The 20,699-nt window shown below is 33.9% G+C and carries 22 protein-coding genes; 16 read left to right on the top strand and 6 right to left on the bottom strand.

Annotated features, from left to right (window positions below):
* Positions 1-39: 39 nt before the first annotated feature.
* Positions 40-990 (bottom strand): PhoH family protein, encoded by a 951-nt coding sequence (locus AC3Y25_RS21135; protein WP_144212431.1) that lies wholly within the window; start codon positions 988-990, stop codon positions 40-42.
* A gap of 261 nt (positions 991-1,251) precedes the next feature.
* On the opposite strand from AC3Y25_RS21135, the gene AC3Y25_RS21130 reads away from it, so the two are divergent.
* The 6 genes from AC3Y25_RS21130 (at position 1,252) to AC3Y25_RS21105 (ending at position 7,805) form a co-directional block, all read left to right on the top strand.
* Complete coding sequence (locus AC3Y25_RS21130) at positions 1,252-2,079, top strand: SAM hydrolase/SAM-dependent halogenase family protein (RefSeq protein WP_095930015.1); 828 nt, start codon at positions 1,252-1,254, stop codon at positions 2,077-2,079.
* 322 nt (positions 2,080-2,401) lie between these two features.
* The gene (locus AC3Y25_RS21125; protein ID WP_095930016.1) at positions 2,402-2,698 is read left to right on the top strand and encodes a putative quinol monooxygenase; all 297 of its coding nucleotides are present in this window, start codon (positions 2,402-2,404) and stop codon (positions 2,696-2,698) included.
* A gap of 147 nt (positions 2,699-2,845) precedes the next feature.
* Positions 2,846-3,571: a gliding motility-associated ABC transporter permease subunit GldF gene (gene gldF / locus AC3Y25_RS21120; RefSeq protein WP_489904100.1), complete on the top strand. Its 726-nt coding sequence runs from the start codon at positions 2,846-2,848 to the stop codon at positions 3,569-3,571.
* Entirely contained in the window at positions 3,571-5,256 is a 1,686-nt protein-coding gene (gene gldG, locus AC3Y25_RS21115; RefSeq protein WP_489904099.1) for a gliding motility-associated ABC transporter substrate-binding protein GldG, read from the top strand. Before gldF ends, gldG begins: the two co-directional genes overlap by 1 nt.
* Positions 5,257-5,363: 107 nt before the next feature.
* Positions 5,364-6,482, top strand: a complete 1,119-nt coding sequence (dnaN, locus tag AC3Y25_RS21110) for a DNA polymerase III subunit beta (protein WP_095930019.1) — start codon at positions 5,364-5,366, stop codon at positions 6,480-6,482.
* A 693-nt stretch (positions 6,483-7,175) separates the two neighbouring features.
* Positions 7,176-7,805 carry a DsbA family oxidoreductase gene (locus tag AC3Y25_RS21105; protein WP_489904098.1) on the top strand — a complete coding sequence of 210 codons (630 nt, stop codon included), beginning with the start codon at positions 7,176-7,178 and terminating at the stop codon, positions 7,803-7,805.
* A 90-nt stretch (positions 7,806-7,895) separates the two neighbouring features.
* Here AC3Y25_RS21105 and AC3Y25_RS21100 read toward each other — a convergent pair whose 3' ends face one another.
* A complete protein-coding gene (locus AC3Y25_RS21100) occupies positions 7,896-8,027 on the bottom strand; it encodes a hypothetical protein (protein WP_256469706.1) in 132 nt (43 codons plus the stop codon).
* A 222-nt stretch (positions 8,028-8,249) separates the two neighbouring features.
* On the opposite strand from AC3Y25_RS21100, the gene AC3Y25_RS21095 reads away from it, so the two are divergent.
* The 6 genes from AC3Y25_RS21095 to pdeM all read left to right on the top strand — a co-directional run bounded on the left by AC3Y25_RS21095 (position 8,250) and on the right by pdeM (position 14,819).
* Positions 8,250-8,567, top strand: coding sequence for a hypothetical protein (locus AC3Y25_RS21095; RefSeq protein ID WP_427873881.1), 318 nt, complete (start codon positions 8,250-8,252; stop codon positions 8,565-8,567).
* A 17-nt stretch (positions 8,568-8,584) separates the two neighbouring features.
* A complete protein-coding gene (locus AC3Y25_RS21090; RefSeq protein ID WP_489904097.1) occupies positions 8,585-8,971 on the top strand; it encodes a YidH family protein in 387 nt (128 codons plus the stop codon).
* Positions 8,972-9,012: 41 nt separating this feature from the next.
* Positions 9,013-10,023 carry a ligase-associated DNA damage response exonuclease gene (locus tag AC3Y25_RS21085; protein WP_489904096.1) on the top strand — a complete coding sequence of 337 codons (1,011 nt, stop codon included), beginning with the start codon at positions 9,013-9,015 and terminating at the stop codon, positions 10,021-10,023.
* Positions 10,024-10,112: 89 nt separating this feature from the next.
* Complete coding sequence (locus tag AC3Y25_RS21080; protein WP_489904095.1) at positions 10,113-11,714, top strand: ATP-dependent DNA ligase; 1,602 nt, start codon at positions 10,113-10,115, stop codon at positions 11,712-11,714.
* Complete coding sequence (locus AC3Y25_RS21075; RefSeq protein WP_489904094.1) at positions 11,715-14,174, top strand: ligase-associated DNA damage response DEXH box helicase; 2,460 nt, start codon at positions 11,715-11,717, stop codon at positions 14,172-14,174.
* A gap of 6 nt (positions 14,175-14,180) precedes the next feature.
* On the top strand, positions 14,181-14,819 hold the full coding sequence (gene pdeM, locus AC3Y25_RS21070; RefSeq protein ID WP_489904093.1) for a ligase-associated DNA damage response endonuclease PdeM: 639 nt from the start codon (positions 14,181-14,183) through the stop codon (positions 14,817-14,819).
* Between the two features lie 169 nt (positions 14,820-14,988).
* Here the strand turns inward: pdeM and AC3Y25_RS21065 are convergent, their stop codons facing one another.
* From AC3Y25_RS21065 to AC3Y25_RS21055, 3 genes are read right to left on the bottom strand one after another with little or no spacing between them, the layout of a single operon-like run.
* Positions 14,989-15,510, bottom strand: a complete 522-nt coding sequence (locus AC3Y25_RS21065; RefSeq protein ID WP_489904092.1) for a hypothetical protein — start codon at positions 15,508-15,510, stop codon at positions 14,989-14,991.
* Entirely contained in the window at positions 15,488-15,949 is a 462-nt protein-coding gene (locus AC3Y25_RS21060; protein ID WP_250837554.1) for a hypothetical protein, read from the bottom strand. Before AC3Y25_RS21060 ends, AC3Y25_RS21065 begins: the two co-directional genes overlap by 23 nt.
* A gap of 4 nt (positions 15,950-15,953) precedes the next feature.
* Positions 15,954-16,400: a hypothetical protein gene (locus AC3Y25_RS21055; protein ID WP_489904091.1), complete on the bottom strand. Its 447-nt coding sequence runs from the start codon at positions 16,398-16,400 to the stop codon at positions 15,954-15,956.
* 247 nt (positions 16,401-16,647) lie between these two features.
* On the opposite strand from AC3Y25_RS21055, the gene AC3Y25_RS21050 reads away from it, so the two are divergent.
* From AC3Y25_RS21050 to AC3Y25_RS21040, 3 genes are all read left to right on the top strand, one after another.
* A complete protein-coding gene (locus tag AC3Y25_RS21050; RefSeq protein ID WP_489904090.1) occupies positions 16,648-18,666 on the top strand; it encodes a sensor histidine kinase in 2,019 nt (672 codons plus the stop codon).
* Positions 18,667-18,668: 2 nt separating this feature from the next.
* Positions 18,669-19,409: a LytR/AlgR family response regulator transcription factor gene (locus tag AC3Y25_RS21045; protein ID WP_489904089.1), complete on the top strand. Its 741-nt coding sequence runs from the start codon at positions 18,669-18,671 to the stop codon at positions 19,407-19,409.
* 133 nt (positions 19,410-19,542) lie between these two features.
* Positions 19,543-19,872 carry a DUF4870 domain-containing protein gene (locus tag AC3Y25_RS21040; protein ID WP_095930035.1) on the top strand — a complete coding sequence of 110 codons (330 nt, stop codon included), beginning with the start codon at positions 19,543-19,545 and terminating at the stop codon, positions 19,870-19,872.
* 132 nt (positions 19,873-20,004) lie between these two features.
* Here the strand turns inward: AC3Y25_RS21040 and AC3Y25_RS21035 are convergent, their stop codons facing one another.
* Positions 20,005-20,298 (bottom strand): winged helix-turn-helix transcriptional regulator, encoded by a 294-nt coding sequence (locus AC3Y25_RS21035; RefSeq protein ID WP_250837557.1) that lies wholly within the window; start codon positions 20,296-20,298, stop codon positions 20,005-20,007.
* A gap of 89 nt (positions 20,299-20,387) precedes the next feature.
* Between AC3Y25_RS21035 and AC3Y25_RS21030 the strand changes: the two genes are divergently transcribed.
* Entirely contained in the window at positions 20,388-20,633 is a 246-nt protein-coding gene (locus AC3Y25_RS21030) for a hypothetical protein (protein ID WP_489904088.1), read from the top strand.
* The last annotated feature ends 66 nt before the right edge of the window (positions 20,634-20,699 follow it).

Below are 20,699 nucleotides of genomic sequence, written 5' to 3'. Positions count from 1 at the left end.
AATTCACGATTTACATTTAACATTTCACTACAATAATTATTAATCGTGATTTTCGATTTGTTTATAAGCGTCAATCACCTTTTTAACCAATCTGTGGCGAACGATATCTTTATCATCCAAATAAATAATTCCGATACCCTCTATGTCTTTTAGAACCAAAATAGCTTCTTTAAGACCAGAAATAGTTCTTCTTGGTAAATCGACCTGTCCTGGATCACCTGTAATCATAAATTTGGCGTTTTTTCCCATACGGGTTAAAAACATTTTCATTTGTGAATGTGTGGTGTTTTGTGCTTCGTCAAGGATTACAAAGGCATTGTCAAGCGTACGCCCACGCATAAACGCAAGTGGCGCAATCTGAATTATTCCTTTCAAAATATAATCCTCTAATTTTTCATTCGGAAGCATGTCACGCAAGGCATCATATAATGGTTGCATGTAAGGATCTAGTTTTTCTTTCATATCCCCAGGAAGAAATCCGAGATTTTCTCCCGCTTCAACCGCTGGACGCGTTAGAATGATCCTTTTTACCTCTTTATCTTTTAGCATTTTAACCGCCATAGCGACACCGGTATATGTTTTTCCGGTTCCAGCAGGACCAATAGCAAAGACCATATCGTTTTTCTTAATCGTATCAACCAGCAATTGCTGATTTGGTGTCATTGCTTTGATAATCTTACCGCCAACACCATGAACTAAGATTTTATCATGATCATAAGCCCTTTTTTCTTCCTGACCATCACTCATAATTACACGCTCAATTACATTATCGTCAATATTGTTGTAACGTGTAAAATGAAGCATTAATCTTTGAAATCTTTTTTCGAATTCGTCTAAAACTTCTTTTTCGCCAAATGCCTTTAAAGTTGTCCCTCGCGCTACGATTTTAAGCTTCGGGTAATACTTTTTAATGATTTCTAAATGGCTGTCCTGCGCGCCCCAAAATTCTTTTGGTGCAATATCTACTAGCTCGATTATTCTTTCGTTCAAATGAAGTAGTTTTAAATTAAAAATTCCTTTTAATATTTAGTGGTTGTCGGGTCTTTTTTTAATCACCGTATTCAGTTCCCGTTTTCAGTTTTATCAAAATAAACTTAAATCCGTGTTACTGAATATTGTAACTTGCAAATGCTTTAAAAATTATAAATTGTCTTTTCTTTCTTTCAATTTGTGTTTACTATTATTAGCTTTGCATTTCTCAAATTTAATGAAATTTAGATTTAAATACTATCAATAGTTATAAACAAAATTATGTCAATAATTACCCTTACTACAGACTACGGCTTGAAAGATCACTTTGTGGGGTCGCTGAAGGGTAAAATACTTTCTGAAAATCCAGAAGTTCAGATCATTGACATTTCTCATGACATTGATCCCTTTAATACTGCCGAAGCAAGTTATATTATTGGAGCTGCTTATTTGAGTTTTCCAAAAGGAACGGTTCACCTTATTGGAGTTGATATTGAACGCAATAAAGAGAACCAGCACATTGCTATGCAGTGGAACGATCATTATTTTATTTGTGCCGATAATGGAATCTTAAGTATGTTGACGCAAAAAATCGTTCCGCAGAAAATTGTGGCAATTAATATCCATGATCGTTTCCCGATTGAAGCTACCGATTTGGATATTTTTATTCAAGTGGCTTCTCACTTATCTAGAGGCGGTTTATTGAATGTAATAGGAAAAGAGATTTCATCTATTAAAGAAGCTACCGAATTACAAGCTCTTGTAGCCGACGACGGAAATTCTATAAAAGGAAACATCATTTACATCGATCATTTTGGAAACGTGGTAACGAATATTTCTAAAAAACAATTCTTAGAAATTTCACGCGGACGTCCGTACGAAATTGTGATGAGTCCAAAAAGCATCAAAACCATTCTGCCCAATTATTCGGCTATTGCAACTTCAGACAAATATCCGATTAAAACGTATGAAGGAGAAAAACTGGCTATTTTTAATGAAGCCGGTTTTCTTGAAATTGCTATTTTTAGAAGCAATCCTTCTAAAGTGGGCTCTGCTAATAGTTTACTTGGTTTAAATTATCGTGATGTGATTACAATTAAATTCTCGTAAAATTAATTTTAGATTTTAGAATTCAGACTTTAGATTAATTCTCTCGCAGATTTTGCTGATTGAGCAGATTATTCATTACATCATAAACATAGCCCGTGGTTTCAACCACGGGGACGCATTATTATAAACGTTGTGTTCCCGTGGTTGAAACCACGGGCTATATTTGAAAAACTTGTTCTGATTATAATTTGAAAAACATGATTTTATAATATTTCATTTTTTATTTAAAACAACAATCAAATTTGGTATTTTTGCGCACCTGTAAGACTTTAGACAATTCAAAAAATCTAAAATCAACAGTCTAAAATCTAAAATTGAATACATGTTTGTTCGAATAGTAAAAATGAGTTTTCACGAAGAAAAAATTCCTGATTTTCTGGAGAATTTTGAATCGGTGAAAGAGAAAATACGAAATGCCGAAGGAAATCGTTTTTTAGAATTGTATCAGGACAAAAATGATAAATGCATCTTTTTTACCTACAGTTATTGGGAAACCGAAGAAGATTTAGAAAATTACAGAAACTCTGAACTATTTAATACCGTTTGGGATTTTACAAAAAAATTATTCAATGCAAAACCAGAAGCATGGAGCGTTGATAAATTGGTGAGTTTAAATTAAAATGATATCTAACCGCAAAGAACGCAAGTTTTTTTCTTAACAAGCTTTATAAAAACGCTAAGTTCACAAAGCTTTCAGCAAAAATTTTGCGAACATTGCGTAAAACTTTGCGTTCTTTGCGGTTAGAAAAAACTTGAAACAAAATATATGAAGTCTATAATTCTAAGAGAAATAAAATCCTTTTTTGGTTCTCCTATTGGCTACTTGGTCATTGCGATTTTCTTAATCAGCAACGGACTCTTTTTATGGGTATTTGAAGGAGATTACAATATTCTAAATACTGGTTATGCCGATTTAACTCCGTTTTTCACTTTGGCGCCATGGATTTTAATTTTCTTGATTCCAGCAGTAACCATGAGAAGTTTCTCTGACGAAAAAAAACAAGGAACTTTAGAATTACTTTTGACAAAACCTTTATCAATCTGGGAAATTGTAAATGGTAAATTTTTTGGTTCATTTTTGTTGATCATTTTAGCCATTATTCCAACCTTAATTTATGTAAAAGTAATTTCAGATTTAGGTTCGCCAGAAGGCAATATTGATATAGGAAGTACAATTGGTTCTTACTTTGGACTGTTATTTCTAATTGCTTCTTATTCCGCAATCGGAATCTTTACTTCTACCCTTTCCGAAAATCAGATTGTGGCTTTTATTGTTGCCGTTTTCTTATGCTTTTTCTTTTATTTTGGTTTCGAAGGGCTGGCTACTTTAATACCTGGTTCAAACAATTTTATTTCGGTTTTAGGAATGCAGAATCATTTTAAAAGTATGAGCCGTGGTGTCATCGATACTCGAGATATTATTTATTTCTTAAGCATTGCTATCGCTTTCTTGTCTTTTACTGTTTACCAATTAAAATCTTTTAAAGCCTAATGAAACTATCTACAAAGCAAAATTTAAAGACATTAGGCATCACTATTTTTATTTTAGTTTTTCTAAATGTTCTCGGAACACTCTTTTTTCATCGTTTTGATTTAACAAAAGACAAACGTTATACCTTATCGCCAACTTCGTTAGGGATTGTAAAACAAGTTCAGAATCCGCTTTCTATAAAAATTTATATGGCTGGCGATCTTCCTGCAGATTTTAGACGTTTGCAGCAGGAAACCAAACAGTTATTAGAAGAATTTCAAGCCTATAACAGCAATATTGTTTTTGAATTTGTTGATCCTTTAGAAAATGAAGAAGAAAGTGACGAATTGACAAAATCACTTTTCCAAAAAGGCTTAACTCCAATAAATATTACAGTCGACGACAAAGGAAAACAATCTCAAGCAATGGTTTTTCCTTGGGCAGTTGCAGTTTATAATAACAAAGAAGTTAATATTCCATTATTAAAAAATATAATGGGAGCTTCTACGACTCAGAAAGTAATCGGATCAATTCAGCATTTAGAATATTCTATTGCCGATGCTATCAATAAAATCACCAAAGACAAACAGAAAAAAGTTGCGATCATAAAAGGAAATGGCGAATTGAAAGAAGTTCACGTTGCAAAAATGCTAATGCAAATTCGCGAAAGCTATTTCATTGGCCCTTTTACTTTGGATTCTGTTGCTAAAGATCCGAATGGGACTTTAAATGCATTAAAAAAATACGATTTAGCCATTATTTCTAAACCAACAGAAAAATTCTCTGACGAAGAAAAAGAGGTCCTGGATCAGTTTATTATGAACGGCGGAAAAACGCTTTGGCTAATTGACCAAGTGGCTGCTGATATGGATAGTTTGTATAATGATATGGGCGCAACTCTGGCCTATCCAAGAGATTTAAATCTAAACGATATGTTCTTTAAATACGGATTTAGAATTAATCCTGATTTAATTAAAGACGAACAGGGAACTCCGATAAAATTAGCAACTGGCGAACAAGGAAGCGCTACACAATATCAGGATTTTATCTGGAAATTTGCTCCACAGGTTTTTCCTACGAGCCAACACCCTATTGTTAAAAATCTAGGCGGAATTAAATTCGATTTCACAAATCCGATTGACACTTTGAAAAACGGAATCAAGAAAACCGTTTTATTGCAATCTTCTCAATACTCAAAGACAATTGGTTCACCTGTAGAAGTTAACCTGAATATGGTTACCGAAAAAACAACTCCGCAGGATTATTTGAATAAAGGAAATAAACCACTTGCTGTTTTATTGGAAGGTTCTTTTCATTCTGCTTTTCAAAACAGAGTATTGCCTTTTAAAGACAATTCTTTTACAGCGCAAGGAAAACCAAACAAAATGATTGTGGTTGCTGACGGAGATATTGCAAGAAATCAATTGGATAAAAACATGATGCCAGTTGAACTAGGTTATGACCAAAGAACAGGAAACCTATATGATAATAAAGACTTCGTAATGAATTGCATCAATTATCTTTTAGACGATACTGGACTTATTAACATTAGAAGTAAAGATGTAGAACTGCCTTTATTAGATAAAGAAAAAGTTTACGAAAGCTACACCTTTACGCAATTCATAACTATCGGAGTTCCAATTCTAATTTTATTGGTTTTCGGACTTGTATTTACTTTTGTAAGAAAAAGAAAATACAGCAAATAGATGTTAATAAAAAAATGTAATACTTTAGATAGTTTAAGATATATTTGTAATCCGTATATTTAGCCCTTTATTTGCTAAAGCATCCATCAAAAAATAAAATAAAACAGATGAAATTTATAGTATCGAGTTCGTACTTATTAAAACAATTACAAGTTTTAGGTAGTGTAATCAATAGCAACAATACGTTGCCAATTTTAGACAACTTTTTGTTTGAACTAAACAATAATGAGTTGACCGTTTCGGCTTCAGATCTAGAAACGACTATGTCGGCTACATTATCAATCGATTCTACAAGCAAAGGAAGTGTAGCTGTTCCAGCGAAACTTTTGCTTGAAATTTTAAAAACTTTCCCAGAGCAGCCGTTAACTTTTACTGTTGAAGACAATAACACAGTTGAGATTAGCTCTAATTCTGGTAAATATGCCTTGGCTTATGCTGCAGGAGAAGAATTCCCTAAAGCAGTAAGTCTTGAAGATCCATCTGTAACACTTGTTCCTGCAGAGGTTTTAGCAACTGCGGTAAGCAAAACTATCTTCGCAGCAGGAAACGATGATTTACGTCCGGTAATGTCTGGAGTATTCTTCCAGTTTTCACCAGAAGGATTAATCTTCGTGGCAACAGATGCTCACAAATTGGTAAAATACTCTCGTACAGACGTTAAAGCGTCTCAAGTTGCAGATTTCATCATGCCTAAAAAACCTTTAAACATTTTAAAAAGTATTTTAGGAACTTCTGATGCTGAAGTAAAAATTGAATACAACGATTCAAATGCGACTTTCTCATTTGACAATTATATCTTAATGTGTCGTTTAATAGACGGGAAATATCCAAACTACGAAGCGGTAATTCCGAAAGAGAATCCAAACAAATTAATGATTGATCGTTCTTTATTCTTAAGCTCTGTTCGTCGTGTTGCGATTTTCTCTAACAAAACTACGCACCAGATTCGTTTGAAAATTGCTGGAGCAGAATTAAACGTTTCTGCAGAAGACATCGATTACTCAAACAAAGCAGAAGAAAGATTGACTTGTGATTATCAAGGTGATGATTTACAAATTGGTTTCAACTCTCGTTTCTTAACAGAAATGCTAACAAACCTGCAGTCTGACATGATCATGCTTGAAATGTCTTTACCAAACAGAGCTGGTATTTTAACGCCTGTTGATGGTTTAGAAGAAGGAGAAACAGTAACAATGCTTGTAATGCCTGTAATGTTAAATAGTTAACATTAAAGTTTCTTTCTGTTACAGGGATATTTTTTAGTTTTAAATAAAAGATCTATCATTGTAAAAAAAAAAAAGATATCGCTATTAACCAACCATTTTTTATACCTAGAAACCGCAATTCCTATAAAGAGTTGCGGTTTTTTATTTTGTTTCAGGTTTCAAGTCTCAGGTTTCAAGTTGATATGCTTTGTCTTTAATTTTTACCGCAAAGTGCGCTAAGATTTTACGCAAAGTTCGCTAAGTTTTCTTTTCTCTAGGTCTTTATAAAGAGTAAAAGTTTGCAAAGCTTTGTGTGCTTAGCATTCTAAAAAAAATAAACATAAAACTTAGCGAACTTTGTGTAAAATCTTTGTGCACTTTGCGTTCCAAAACAATCCGAAACAAAAACTTTAGCGAACTTTGCGTAAAACCTTTGTGCACTTTGTGTTTCAAAACAATCCGAAACAAAAACCTTAGCGAACTTTGCGTAAAATCTTTGTGCACTTTGCGTTCCAAAACTATCCTAAACAAAAACCTTAGCGAACTTTGCGTAAAACCTTTGTGCACTTTGTGTTTCAAAACAATCCTAAACAAAAACCTTAGCGAACTTAGCGTAAAATCTTAGCGCACTTTGCGGTTAGAAAAACGCATAGCATATCAACTTGAAACCTAAAACATGAAACCTGAAACAACAATTTTCTATATCTTTGTAAAATGAAAATAGAAATTTGGTCGGATATCATGTGTCCGTTTTGTTATATCGGAAAAAGACAGTTGGAAACTGCGCTTGCAGTATTTCCTAATGACGAATTTGAAATTGAATGGAAAAGCTTTCAGCTTGATCCAACAATCACATCGCAACCAGACATGGATGTTTACACGTTCTTAGCAGAAAGAAAAGGCATGTCCATTGAACAATCTAAAGAAATGCACAAAGGTGTCGCAGAACGCGCTAAAAGTGTTGGTTTAGATTATAATTTTGATAAGGCTGTTATCTCAAATTCTTTAAACGCGCATAGAATCATTCAATTGGCTAAAACTAAAAATATGGGCGATCGAATGGAAGAAATATTCTTTAAGGCTTATTTTACTGATGGAGAAGATTTAAACAATGGTCAAACCTTGATTAAATTAGGAATGCAGGCCGGTTTAGAAGAAAATGAAATTAGAGAAGTTCTAGAAAGCGAAGACTTATTTCTTAAAGAAGTACAATCAGATATTAAAGAAGCTGCCGAAATAGGAGTTCAAGGAGTTCCTTTCTTTGTATTTGATCGCAAATATGCTGTTTCGGGCGCTCAGCCTATTGAAACGTTTGTAAAAACAATTCAGGAAGTTTTAAAATAAAACTTTAAGCTTAATAAAACGTAAAAGCGTGCTGTTTATATTTAAACAGCACGCTTTTATTATTTAGTTTTACTTAGAAAACTAAAAAAATTAATGCCCAGCTCTACCTTTTGAATCTGTTGATTTTGTTGTAGTACTTTTTGCTCTAGAACCAGATGTTGATTTTTGAGTTTTTCCAGAATCTTTCATTCCAGATTTCGAATCTTTTCTTGAAGTTTCCATAATGTTATAATTTTTTAAATTATTAATATATACAAAGTTGCAAAATACGTAAGTGCTTATTTTACAGAATTATAATTGAATTTTATAAAATAAAAATTAAGACAAAATTTTACAGAAACGAATCATATAAAATTAAAATCAAATCTTATAATTTTTTCAAGTATCTAATTTTCAAATTTGTATATATCAAAAGTCGAAAATTACAACTTAAAAATAGTAGTTATGAGAACAGATACTGACAACCTAAAAATTGCAAGATTAAACAATCTTAAGTGCAGAAAACCTGATCATATTGATACTGCACATGAAAATGAAGCTTTGGATGAAGAGTTTACTTCAGGGCAAAATCATGATACCAATTATAGAAATCAATGCGATCATTTTTCTGATGGTTGTTACGAAATCGTAGAGAGCGGACTAAATCTGGCTGAGGACAATACTTTTCCTTCCTATAACGAATCAAATCCTTATGACAGCTACAATCTAGATAATGAGGATGACAAATATAACTGTCCACCTTATACCAATTTTGAATACTAAAAAATCTTAAAACAGTTATGTCGCCAAAAAATGATCAGGAAGCTATGAATGAATACTTGTCTAATGAAAGAACTTTATTAGCATGGCTTCGCACTGGAATTGGGATCATGGTTTTCGGATTTGTAGCAGTAAAATTTTCCTTATTTCTAAAACATGTTCCAGCTAAACATTTAGCAGAAACTGTCCCGCCCAATAGTAACTTTACCATCTATTTAGGTATTGGTTTATTAATTGCTGGAGCATTGACTATTTTGCTATCATACTTACGCTACATTCACACTATCAAACTATTAAAAAAAGGAAAGTATCAATATTCGACCGCAATGCTTACCTTTATTACAATGATGCTGTTTGTATTAAGCATATCACTCATAGCCTATCTCATTATCGCTGCAAGCGCATAAAATGATCTAATTGCCAAATTTTCTAATTATGAAATTAAAAAATGAATCCGCCATTATTACAATTTAACGACAAAGGAATCTACTGCCAGCAGGCCGATGTTTATCTCGATCCGTGGCGGCCGGTAACCAATGCCATTATTACACATGGCCACTCTGATCATGCTAGATGGGGACACCAAAATTATATTACACACTATTCTAATATTCCGATTATAAAACATCGTTTGGGAGACATTAATGTTTCGGGCAAAAACTGGAATGAAACTTTTACTATAAATGGCGTAAAATTCTCTTTTCATCCAGCAGGACATATTATTGGTTCAGCACAAATTAGAGTGGAATACAAAGGCGAAATCTGGGTTTTTACAGGCGATTATAAAACAGAAGACGATGGAATTTCAGTTCCATACGAAGTCGTAAAATGCCATTCTTTCATAACCGAATGCACTTTCGGTCTTCCCGCTTTTAAATGGGAACCGCAAGCAGATGTTATGACTGAAATTAATAATTGGTGGGCTGAGAATCGAGCAGAAGGAAAAACTTCTGTCTTATTTGGATATTCTTTAGGAAAAGCGCAACGATTATTAAAAAATCTCGATACAAGCATTGGACAGATTTACACGCATGGCGCAATTGAAAATATGACCAATATCGTTCGTCCAATGATTGATTTGCCTCCAACTACACGAGTAACTGCCGAAACTAAAAAAGAAGATTTATTAGGCAATATTGTAATTGCTCCGCCAAGCGCACACGGAAGCACTTGGATTAGAAAAATGACTCCTTTTGTAACAGGAACAGCAAGCGGTTGGATGGCTTTTAGAGGCGCAAGACGAAGACGAGCCGTTGACCGCGGATTTGTCTTAAGCGATCACTGCGACTGGACCGGTTTATTGGAAAGCATAAAAGCAACAGGTGCAGAAAGAGTCATCTGCACTCATGGATATTCAGATATTTTCTCAAGATATCTAAGAGAATTAGGTTACGATGCCAGAACAGCCAACACTCAATACGAAGGAGAAACGAACGACGCAAATAATGATGAATTGTAAATTATTAATTTCAAACTCATAACTCATAACTCATAACTCATAACTCATAACTCATAACTCATAACTCATAACTCAAAATTCATAATTAAATGAAAAACTTTGCCGAGCTTATAAAAACCTTAGACAGTTCTAATAAAACATCGGTAAAAGTTGATGCGCTGACGAATTATTTCCTAAAAGCAAACGACAAAGACAAAGTCTGGACAATCGCTATTCTTTCGCATCGTCGCCCTCCCCGTCCCGTTAATACGACTTTATTGCGTTTATGGGCAAACGAATTGGCTAATATTCCGCTTTGGCTGTTTGAAGAAAGTTATCATATTGTGGGGGATTTGGCAGAAACGATTGCGCTTGTAATTCCAACCACAAAAGAACATTCCGATAAAAGTTTGACTGAATTTCTACAAGAAATCATTGCTTTAAAAAAGAAAACAGATTTAGAGAAAAAAGAATATCTGCAAACCAATTGGCTGAATTTGAATTATTATGAACGATTCGTTTTCACTAAATTAATAACGGGCAGTTTCAGAATTGGTTTAAGTCAGAAGTTAATGACTCGAGCGCTTTCTAAAGCCGAAAATATTGATGAAGACACGCTTGCTTATAAATTAATGGGCGACTGGAATCCAAATACGATTACGTTTCAAGAATTGATTTTGGACGAAAGAAGCAGCGATTATTTATCAAAACCTTATCCGTTTTATTTGGCTTATCCAATTGAAGGCGAACTTGAAAATCTTGGTAATCCTGAAGACTGGAGCGCCGAACATAAATGGGACGGAATTCGATCCCAAACTATTATTCGCGATAACGAAATTTATGTCTGGAGCCGTGGCGAAGAATTGGTAACCGATAAATATCCTGAATTTCAATCTTTCATTGGCAATATTCCCGACGGAACTGTTATTGATGGCGAAATTCTTCCCTTTATTGAGAATCAAATTGGGACATTTAACGATTTGCAAACCCGAATTGGCCGTAAAAATGTATCGGCTTCTGTTTTAAAAAATACACCTGTTATTATTAAAGCTTACGATTTATTAGAATGGCAGGGAAAAGATATTCGAAATCTTCCTTACGAAGAACGCCGAACCTTATTAGAAGAATTATTTACGACTTTGATTGGAAAAGAGATTCCGCTACAGCTTTCAGAAAGGATTCATTTTTCGACTTGGGAAGAGGTCACAAATGAAAGATTAAAATCGCGCGAAATGAAAAGCGAAGGTTTAATGCTGAAACGAAAAGATTCTCCCTATTTAGTTGGAAGAAAAAAAGGAGATTGGTGGAAATGGAAAATTGAACCTTTAACGATTGATGCTGTTCTCACCTACGCTATGCGCGGTCACGGAAGACGATCCAATTTATTTACCGATTACACTTTTGCTCTTTGGCAGGAAAATGAAAACAACGAACGTGAACTTGTCACTTTCGCGAAAGCGTATTCTGGTTTAACCGATGCGGAATTTAGAATGGTCGATGATTTCATCAAAAAAAATACTTTAGAACGATTTGGACCCGTAAGAAGCGTCACGCCAAAATTGGTTTTTGAAATTGGTTTTGAAGGAATTGCACTTTCCAAAAGACATAAAAGCGGAGTTGCAACCCGTTTTCCGCGTATTTTAAGATGGCGACACGATAAAAAAATTGAAGAAGCCAATTCAATCGAAGATTTAAAAAATATGATTTTATAGATGAATAGAGAGCAGTTATTTAAGATCGCCAGCGAATGGTTTGAAAGTCAGGGATGGAAACCTTTTCCGTTTCAGACTCAGACTTGGACTGCTTTTCTGCAGGGCAAAAATGGCTTGCTAAATGCTCCAACAGGAAGCGGAAAAACCTATGCGCTTTGGCTTCCCATCATTTTAAACTACATCAAAGAAAATCCGAATTACAAAAATAAACATAACTCAGGATTAAAAGCAATTTGGATTACGCCTCTACGGTCTTTATCTGTTGAAATAAAACAAGCTGCTGAGCGAGTTTTAACAGATTTAGATATTCCAATGACAGTTGGAATTCGTTCCGGAGATACATCTTCTGCAGAACGTGCCAAGCAAAAAAACAAAATGCCCGATTTGCTCATTACAACTCCCGAAAGTCTGCAGCTACTTTTAGCAACAAAAGGGTATTCGAATATTTTTAAAAATTGCAGTTCAATCGTAATTGACGAATGGCACGAATTACTCGGAACCAAACGTGGCGTGCAAATAGAATTAGGTTTGTCAAGATTGAAAACTATCGCGAAAAATATTCGTATTTGGGGAATCTCAGCCACAATTGGTAATCTACAGCAAGCGCAGGAAGTTTTGCTTGGAGTAGATTCTGAAGCGTATAATAATTCTGTTTTAATCAAAGCGGTAATTAACAAGAAAATAAAAGTCATTTCCATAATTCCAGAGAAAATGGATACGTATCCATGGCGCGGACATATGGGTTTGCATCTGATTGATGAAGCGGCAAAAATTATAAAAGCCAGTAAAACGACGCTTATTTTTACCAATGTTCGTTCGGCTTGCGAAATATGGTATCAGAGATTATTAGAGAAATATCCTGAATTTGCTGGCGAAATGGCGATGCATCACGGAAGCATTGACAGAGAAACCAGACTTTGGGTAGAAAATGCTATTCGGAATGAAGAATTAAAAGTCGTAGTCTGCACTTCTAGTTTAGATTTAGGTGTTGACTTTGCTCCTGTCGAATCGATTATTCAAGTTGGAGGGCCAAAAGGCGTTGCTCGATTTATGCAACGTGCCGGACGAAGCGGACATCAGCCTGGAAAAGAAAGCGTTATTTATTTTCTTGCCACTCATGCCATTGAATTAATCGAAGCTTCGGCCTTGAAAAAAGCGGTTGAAAATAGTGTTATTGAAGATCGTGTTCCGTATTTAAACAGCTGGGATGTTTTGGTTCAATACCTTAATACGTTGGCAGTTTCTGACGGATTTTATCCAAACGAAATTTTCAAAGAAATTCAGGGAACTTTTAGTTATCAAACCATTTCGGATGAAAATTGGAACTGGATTCTAAATTTTATTACACAAGGAAGTCAAAGTCTTCATGCTTACGACGAATTTAAAAAAGTGGAAATTGACGAAAATGGCTGTTACAAAATAAACAGCAGAATGATTGCCATGCATCACAGAATGCAGATCGGAACTATTGTTGGCGATGCCGTTATGAATGTAAAATATCTCAGCGGTGGTTATATCGGCACGATTGAAGAATGGTTTATTTCTAAACTAAAACCAGGTGATACTTTCATTTTCGCCGGAAAAAAACTCGAATTGTTCAAAATCAGAAACATGCAGGTTTTGGTAAAAAAAGCGAGTCCAAAGAAAGAATCTAAAATTGCGAGCTGGATGGGCGGACGTTTGGCTCTTTCTTCTCAAATGAGTGAATTGCTTCGACAGGAACTATATCGCGCCAATACCGATAATCTTTCGCCAGAATTAAAAGCTTTACAGCCTTTATTAAAAAGACAGCGCAAAGAATCAATCGTGCCCAGTTCAGATGAATTTTTAATTGAAACCTTCAAAACTCGAGAAGGATTTCATGCGATTTTTTATCCTTTTGAAGGACGTTTTGTTCATGAAGCTTTAGCCAGTTTGTTGGCGTTTAGAATAAGTTTATTGCAGTCGATCACATTTTCTTTGGCTTATAATGATTATGGTTTTGAATTGCTTTCGGATCAGGAAATTGACATCGAAGCCGTTTTAGACAATAATCTATTTTCAACCGAATATGTGCACCACGATTTGCAGAAAAGTTTAAATTCGACCGAAATGGCGCGAAGAAAGTTTAGAGATATTGCCGTAATTTCCGGATTAGTCTTTACTGGTTTTCCAGGAAAAATGGTTAAAACAAAGCATTTACAAAGTGGTTCTCAGCTGTTATTTGAAGTTTTCAGAGATTTTGAACCTGATAATTTATTATTGCATCAAGCCTACCGTGAAACTTTTGAGCACCAATTAGAAGAAGGACGTTTGATTTTGGCTTTGGAACGAATTGCAAATCAAAAAATAATCTGGAAACAATGCTTGAAACCGACTCCTTTTAGTTTTCCTATAATTACCGATCGATTGAGAGAAAAACTTTCCAGCGAAACTTTGGCTGAAAGAATTCAGAAAATGACTGCATCTTATATGAAATAGATCTTTATGAATATTCAAATACAAAACGAAAACTTTATACTTCATTCAAGCGGAGCTGTTTTTTGGGAAAAGCAAAAAATGGTCATTATTTCTGATGTGCATTTGGGTAAAGTAACGCATTTTAGAAAACACGGAATTGCCATTCCACAAGACGCCATTTCTGAAAATTTTAGAAAAATCACAGAAGTTTTGGATTATTTTCAACCTGAAAAAATCATTTTTTTGGGAGATCTATTTCACAGCGCCAAAAATGCTGAATGGGATTTATTTGAAGAATGGATTTCCAATCATAATCAAGAAACTTATTTGATTGCAGGAAATCATGATATAATAGACCAAAAACATTATTACCAAATTGGAATCCTTGTCATTGATTCACTAGAGATTGATCATTTTCTCTTCACCCATCATCCTAAAGAAAAAGAAAATTTTTTCAATTTCTCAGGACATATACATCCTGGAATAATCCTCCGCGGATTGGGGCTTCAAAGCTTGAAACTACGTTGTTTTTTTCAAAAAAGCAATCAAATGATACTGCCTGCTTTTGGAGAATTTACTGGAAAATTTATCATGAAACCTGAACCCGAACATACCGTTTTTGCTATTGCTGGAGATGAAATTATTTTGATAAACAAAAACAATTGAAACAATCTATTTAATTTATTTACAGTATTATAAAAAAGAAAATCTAAAGTATCTATTGAATTATCTCTAGCTCTCACTAGAGATAATTTAATAGATATTTTTCGTCTGCAGCATTGGCATCTGCCCTAACCTTTTAGTCTGCGTGAAAAAAAAGTCACGTCTTATCTAATTAATTATTGCGATTGGAATTTACATTTTCTTGAAGCTTACCGATTTTTACTAAAATCAGATTCTCGTACGCATCTTGCCTTTCGTCGCTTTTTCTCCCTGAACTAAATCCTTCACTAATTCTATAACTCTTAATAAACTGGCTTTTCTTTGCTCCTAAAGCATAATGCCAGCTTCCCATTTCTGATTGAACAAAAATTATGGCTTCATCCAGATTCATTATTTTCTTTTTTGAAATTAACGGACTTGTTTTATAAACGGCATTATTACGAGCATCAAACGTAAACCGAATTTTAGAAGCTATTTGAATATCATATAAAAAATGAATCAAAAAGTATACTAGAAATATACCAATCACCCAACGCATTTCTTCTCCTAGATCATTAAAAAACAATAGTAAAGCTATTACTCCTGCCGTTATTCCAGCCAAAAACCACCATGATTGATTTACTGATGGTTTTTGTGGATTAAATGAAAAAGAATACAGCGTTTCTTCGATGTTATATCTTTCTCGAATGTTCATCTAAAATTTCATTAATTTCATTAATCAAATTCTGCATGGATCTAGCTGTAAAACCTTGTGCAATTCCAGTGCATTTCTCCTTGTTATCTTTTCTGTAATAAAGATTTAAGCAAACGTTTGTTGTGATAAAATTATGTCTGACTTTGACCACTTCAAAATTGAGAAAATCAGCAATCGGAATCAGAACGGGTTTATTAACCAATCCGTTTTTTATTCTAAACTCCTTTCTGTCGAGATCAATACTAAATCCTTCCTGCCAAATCGAAATAAAACATAAAACAGCCAAGACTCCAAAAATGCCAATTACTGCATTATTTTTATAATAAATGCCTCCAATAGTAAAAGCAATCATTCCGAGTACCACAATTAGTCCAAAGCCGTATTGCCTTTTCATGACATACAGATTTCCTTCTTTTGTGAATTTCTTAAGTTGATTCATTTCTCTACTCAATTTTAACGCCATCAATAATCAGAGAATCACAAAGAAGTGAGATGTAAGCACTGGTATAATCGGCAGTTAATTGATCGCTTAAAGAATCTACTCTTCCTTTTGTGAAATCAAATTTTCTCGTAGGTAGCTTTCCAAATATATCGGTCATGGTAATCTGACCATCGACTCCAGCTTTATTTTTCATTAAAACTGCCAGTAAGGCAATATCTTGTTTTTCAAAATCAAGAGAAAAATAATAATTGTTTTTTACCTCCGATTCTGTTCCACTAACGGTAGATTTGGTAAAAGAAAATGTAGCAGATCGCAATACCGCTTTTGTCGTTTTGTTACCATCTTTCAAAGCGATTTCTATTTTAATGCGTCTATCTTCTTGCCCATAACTTAATGATGACATAAAAAGGCAAGCTACTACTAATAATGTAAAAAAATTCTTATTCATAATTTTATAGTTTTAAAAATAATTTATAACAGCAAGATTACTACGAAGATCAACTTGCCACAATTCGAAATTGGCAAATGGATGCTTTAGATTTTTATTTGGTAATTCTATACCAGTATCGAGAAAATACGCTCTTTAACCACTTCTACACAGAGACTTTGCAAGGGATTTTCTTGTCAAATTTGAGGAGTGATTTTTTTGGTCAGTCTATTTTCAATTTGTACTTTGGCCTTAATTACCACAATATATGCACGAAAAAACTACTTTAAATCAGATCAAAAACAGGAAAACGAAATGGTTGTTCTCGTTTCTAATTTTGTTTTTCATCACCACTTTAAATGCACAAATTTCGGCTGTCGAAAAGATTGCATCCTATGGCTATTCCAAACGTTTTTCTGATTCATCTGCCAGTAAAAAAATTCAGCAGCAAGCTCTTACTTTAGCCAAGAAAAAAAAGAATATCGACGATGAAGTTATTTGTTATTCGTATCTCGCTCTTACACAAAGACGTTTATTGCATTTAAAAGAATTTACTCGTTATGCAGACACTGCTTATATTTTAGCTCAAAAAAGCAACAAAATAAGAGTTAAAGCTTTTGCTTCGCTAGCAATGGGAAATTTAAAGTCTTATATAGATGACAAACCTCAGGCCATCGATCATTTATTGCATTCGTATACGCTTTTCTCAAAAATAAATGCTCATGATCAATGCGCTAAAATCGCGTCCGATATATCGTATCTATTTTCTCCAGCATCGCCAGAAAAGGTTCATAAATATGCGCAAGAGGCTCTTGAACATGCTTATAAAGCAAAAGATCCAGAAAGCAAACTGTATGCAAGATTGGCTTACGGAGGATATTTGACCGATAAACTCGAATCTGGAACGGAGAAAGATTGGCAAAAGACTTTGGATTTTTTGAAAACTACAGTGGCACTTGCCGAAAAAGAATCTTTTGATATCATTAGCAAAAGCAATATCGGAATTGCTTACATCAATCTGGCAGATCTTTATTCTAAAGGTCCGAAACCAATTAATGAAACTGCCTTGTTTGACAACCTCGAAAAAGCTACTGCAATTGCCAAAAAATACAATATTAAAATCATTTACAGAAGCGCCATAGGCCTTCAAGGTTTTTATTATACCGAAAAAGGAAATTATGTAAAAGCCGAAATGCTTTTTATTGAAGGAATAAAATACCAGCTTAGCCTACCTTATACCGATAATTATTTATTGGCTACTTTTTATAATTGCTTAAAAGAAGTTTCGGCAAAACGTCATGATTTTGAAGCCTATTATGCATACGATACCTTGTTTACGAAATACAATCAGTTAAAATATAATGAAACCACTCAGAAGCTTTTGCAAAATGCAGATGCCCGATTTGAGTCTTCCAAAAAAATGGAGCGTATAAAACAGCTTGAATTGGAAAATGAATTGGAGCAGCAAAATAAACTTTTAGGCTACGGAATTGCCGGCGTTCTTTTGCTTGGACTTGTTTTTATGTTTCGTTCGTACTATTTCAGGCAGCGTTATTATTTAAAGCGTGAGGAAATTTTAAAACAAGAACAAACCAATAGTGAATTGAAGCTGCAATTAATGGAAAAAGAAACCATTGAAAACCTTGCAACCAGACTTTCGTTAGAAAGAAGATTATTGCGCTCTCAAATGGATCCGCATTTTATTTTTAATGCTTTGGGAAATATTCAGAGTATGATTTTGCAGAAAGATACGATTCCGGCGGTTTCTTATTTAAATAAATTTGCCAAACTCACACGCCAGATTCTAGAACAATCAAGAAAGGAAACCATTTCGTTAGAAGAAGAAATTGGTACTTTAAAAAATTATATCGAATTGCAGCAATTGCGTCTGAATAATAGTTTTGAATATGCGATTGTTTGCGACGAATCGGTTGAAGAGGATATTCTTATTCCACCACTTTTAATTCAGCCTTTTATTGAAAATGCTGTTGAACACGGATTAAAACCAAAACCAAAAGAAGAAAAAGGTCAATTGCAGATTAATTTCTCACAGCAGACAGAACAAAAAAATCTAATCTGCACCATAAAAGACAACGGAATCGGACTTACAGCTTCGAGAAATTTGAAAACAAAAGAAAATCATAAATCTCTTTCTACCACAATTACTGACGAAAGATTAGCAAAAATGCAAAAAGATCATCCGCATGCTGGTTTTCAGGTTTTAGAGCGCAATGCAGACAACGGAGAAACGGGCTGCATTGTTATTATTAATATTCCAATATTGTAAAAATGTACAAAACTATCATTATAGAAGACGAACAACGCATTCGCGAAGCTTTATCCATCATGTTGGAAATGGTTGCCCCAGAAGAAATTCAGATTATCGCTTACGCGGAAAGTGTCGAAGAAGCTGTAAAATTAATTGACCGTATGCAGCCCGATTTGGTTTTTATGGATATTATGCTTCAAAACGGAACTGGATTTGATGTTCTAAAACAAATTTCCTTCAACTCTTTTCATCTTATTTTTACAACTGCTTACGAACAGCACGCCATTAATGCTTTCAAATACAGCGCAATAGATTATCTGCTAAAACCAATTGATCCAGACGAACTTAGAACTGCAATTGAAAGGATTTCGCTTCTAAAAGAAAGAGTTTTAGAAAAACAGCAATTAAGCGAATTGCAAAATAACCTTTCTAAAACTCCCGATCGTATTATATTACCCACTCAAGAAGCTATGTATGTAGTTAAATTAGAGCAAATTATAAGATGTGAAACTTCTGGTTCTTACACCACTTTCTTTTTGACTGATGGCCGAAAAATTATGGTTTCTAAACCTTTAAAAAATTATGAAGGTTTACTGGAACCGCCAATGTTTTTTCGCGTTCATCAGTCGCATTTGATCAATGTAAATTCCATTATAAGCTATTCTCGCGAAGGAATGGTTCACATGAATGACAAATCGGTTGTGCCCATTTCGCGAGGAAAAAAGGAGCAATTTTTCAAATTAATGAAAGAGGAAATTTAATCTTTTAAAAAACACATTTTACCTCTTACCGATTTAAATACAACCAATACCAACCAAAAAGCACAGTAGACAAAGTAACTATTTCAGGCCCTATTCCAAGTTTCTATCTTTGACCCAATAAATAACTTAAACTATGAATAATAAAACCCTTTCTATTCTTAGCTATGTCACTATTATTGGTTGGATTATAGCTTTTGTTAAAAGTAAAGATTTAACACCTAAAAGTGATTTGGTGAGATACCATTTAAAACAAGGATTCGGAATTTTTCTGGTTTCTTTAGTCGTAAATGTTGCTTTGTCTATTATTGTAACGATCGTTCCAGCGCTTTACTTTTTAAGCTATATCGGATACGTTATTTTTATTTTATGGATTTTCGGAATCATAAATGCGGCTAACGAACAAAAGAAACCAATTCCGTTAGTTGGACAAGTTTTTGAAGATAAATTCAGCTTTATTGACTAATCAGTCTTGCTTTTTTTAGCTGACGTTTTTATTTTTTGGATGTAGGAGATGATTCTCAGAGAACTTTTGTGGCTATGGTAGCACTGAATAGTATTTGAGGATCTTTCTACTTTTAAAGCAAAAACTAAAAATTTATGCCAACCCTTCCAATTGCTGAAAAACAGGAATTAAAGCTTTTCCTTTTTCTGTTAAATTATACTCGATATGAAGAGGTTTCAGTTTAATAGTTATCTTTTCTAGTAAACCTTCTTCTTCCAATTCCTTTAAAGCTGTAGCCAAAGATTGCTTATTTGAGCCCTGAATTTGGCGAAGCAAATTATTAAAACGTAAAGGCGATTCTGTAGCCAAACGAAAAATTTCTGCCTTCCATTTGCCCGATAGCATTTTTAGGAGTCTTTGTGCTGGACAAGTTTCTATTTCTTCCATAATTATTGTGGGTAGTCAAAAAAAATTGACCTATTGTTTTCGAACGTTTTTTACTTAAAATTTGCTTTAATTCTAAGTAAAAATATAAAATGAAAGCAAAGAAACCAAGCGAAATGACTGTCGAAGAGTTATTAAAAACGCAAAAAAAAATTAAAACAACCATTAAGCTTTTGATTCTAATTGCCATCTTATTACTTCTCCTTATTGTATTTATTTTCCTCAAAAAAGGATTTCTCTCTTTAATGGTCTTTCCTTTATCTATGGCTTTTCTTATTGTCAATTCTAATTTTCTTAAAGAAATTCAAGAGGAAATTGCTTCGCGAAACCTAGAATAGCATCACAAAATGAAATCGGCTTGTTTATTTAAATTTCATTTTTCTTAACTGAAAGTCTTGCAAAAA

Source organism: Flavobacterium sp. LK-23 (genome assembly GCF_058135255.1).
This window is presented reverse-complemented; position numbering and strand designations above follow the sequence as displayed.

What these genes read in the sequence shown, in the direction of transcription:
- pdeM (WP_489904093.1), top strand. Translation starts at nt 14,181, where the DNA reads ATGAATATTCAAATACAAAACGAAAACTTTATACTTCATTCAAGCGGA.
- AC3Y25_RS21045 (WP_489904089.1), top strand. Translation starts at nt 18,669, where the DNA reads ATGTACAAAACTATCATTATAGAAGACGAACAACGCATTCGCGAAGCT.
- AC3Y25_RS21095 (WP_427873881.1), top strand. Translation starts at nt 8,250, where the DNA reads ATGAGAACAGATACTGACAACCTAAAAATTGCAAGATTAAACAATCTT.
- AC3Y25_RS21040 (WP_095930035.1), top strand. Translation starts at nt 19,543, where the DNA reads ATGAATAATAAAACCCTTTCTATTCTTAGCTATGTCACTATTATTGGT.
- AC3Y25_RS21130 (WP_095930015.1), top strand. Translation starts at nt 1,252, where the DNA reads ATGTCAATAATTACCCTTACTACAGACTACGGCTTGAAAGATCACTTT.
- AC3Y25_RS21125 (WP_095930016.1), top strand. Translation starts at nt 2,402, where the DNA reads ATGTTTGTTCGAATAGTAAAAATGAGTTTTCACGAAGAAAAAATTCCT.
- AC3Y25_RS21085 (WP_489904096.1), top strand. Translation starts at nt 9,013, where the DNA reads ATGAATCCGCCATTATTACAATTTAACGACAAAGGAATCTACTGCCAG.
- AC3Y25_RS21065 (WP_489904092.1), bottom strand. Translation starts at nt 15,510, where the DNA reads ATGAACATTCGAGAAAGATATAACATCGAAGAAACGCTGTATTCTTTT.
- AC3Y25_RS21030 (WP_489904088.1), top strand. Translation starts at nt 20,388, where the DNA reads ATGAAAGCAAAGAAACCAAGCGAAATGACTGTCGAAGAGTTATTAAAA.
- dnaN (WP_095930019.1), top strand. Translation starts at nt 5,364, where the DNA reads ATGAAATTTATAGTATCGAGTTCGTACTTATTAAAACAATTACAAGTT.
- AC3Y25_RS21055 (WP_489904091.1), bottom strand. Translation starts at nt 16,400, where the DNA reads ATGAATAAGAATTTTTTTACATTATTAGTAGTAGCTTGCCTTTTTATG.
- AC3Y25_RS21090 (WP_489904097.1), top strand. Translation starts at nt 8,585, where the DNA reads ATGTCGCCAAAAAATGATCAGGAAGCTATGAATGAATACTTGTCTAAT.
- AC3Y25_RS21080 (WP_489904095.1), top strand. Translation starts at nt 10,113, where the DNA reads ATGAAAAACTTTGCCGAGCTTATAAAAACCTTAGACAGTTCTAATAAA.
- AC3Y25_RS21060 (WP_250837554.1), bottom strand. Translation starts at nt 15,949, where the DNA reads ATGAATCAACTTAAGAAATTCACAAAAGAAGGAAATCTGTATGTCATG.
- AC3Y25_RS21105 (WP_489904098.1), top strand. Translation starts at nt 7,176, where the DNA reads ATGAAAATAGAAATTTGGTCGGATATCATGTGTCCGTTTTGTTATATC.
- AC3Y25_RS21100 (WP_256469706.1), bottom strand. Translation starts at nt 8,027, where the DNA reads ATGGAAACTTCAAGAAAAGATTCGAAATCTGGAATGAAAGATTCTGGA.
- AC3Y25_RS21075 (WP_489904094.1), top strand. Translation starts at nt 11,715, where the DNA reads ATGAATAGAGAGCAGTTATTTAAGATCGCCAGCGAATGGTTTGAAAGT.
- gldF (WP_489904100.1), top strand. Translation starts at nt 2,846, where the DNA reads ATGAAGTCTATAATTCTAAGAGAAATAAAATCCTTTTTTGGTTCTCCT.
- gldG (WP_489904099.1), top strand. Translation starts at nt 3,571, where the DNA reads ATGAAACTATCTACAAAGCAAAATTTAAAGACATTAGGCATCACTATT.
- AC3Y25_RS21050 (WP_489904090.1), top strand. Translation starts at nt 16,648, where the DNA reads ATGCACGAAAAAACTACTTTAAATCAGATCAAAAACAGGAAAACGAAA.
- AC3Y25_RS21035 (WP_250837557.1), bottom strand. Translation starts at nt 20,298, where the DNA reads ATGGAAGAAATAGAAACTTGTCCAGCACAAAGACTCCTAAAAATGCTA.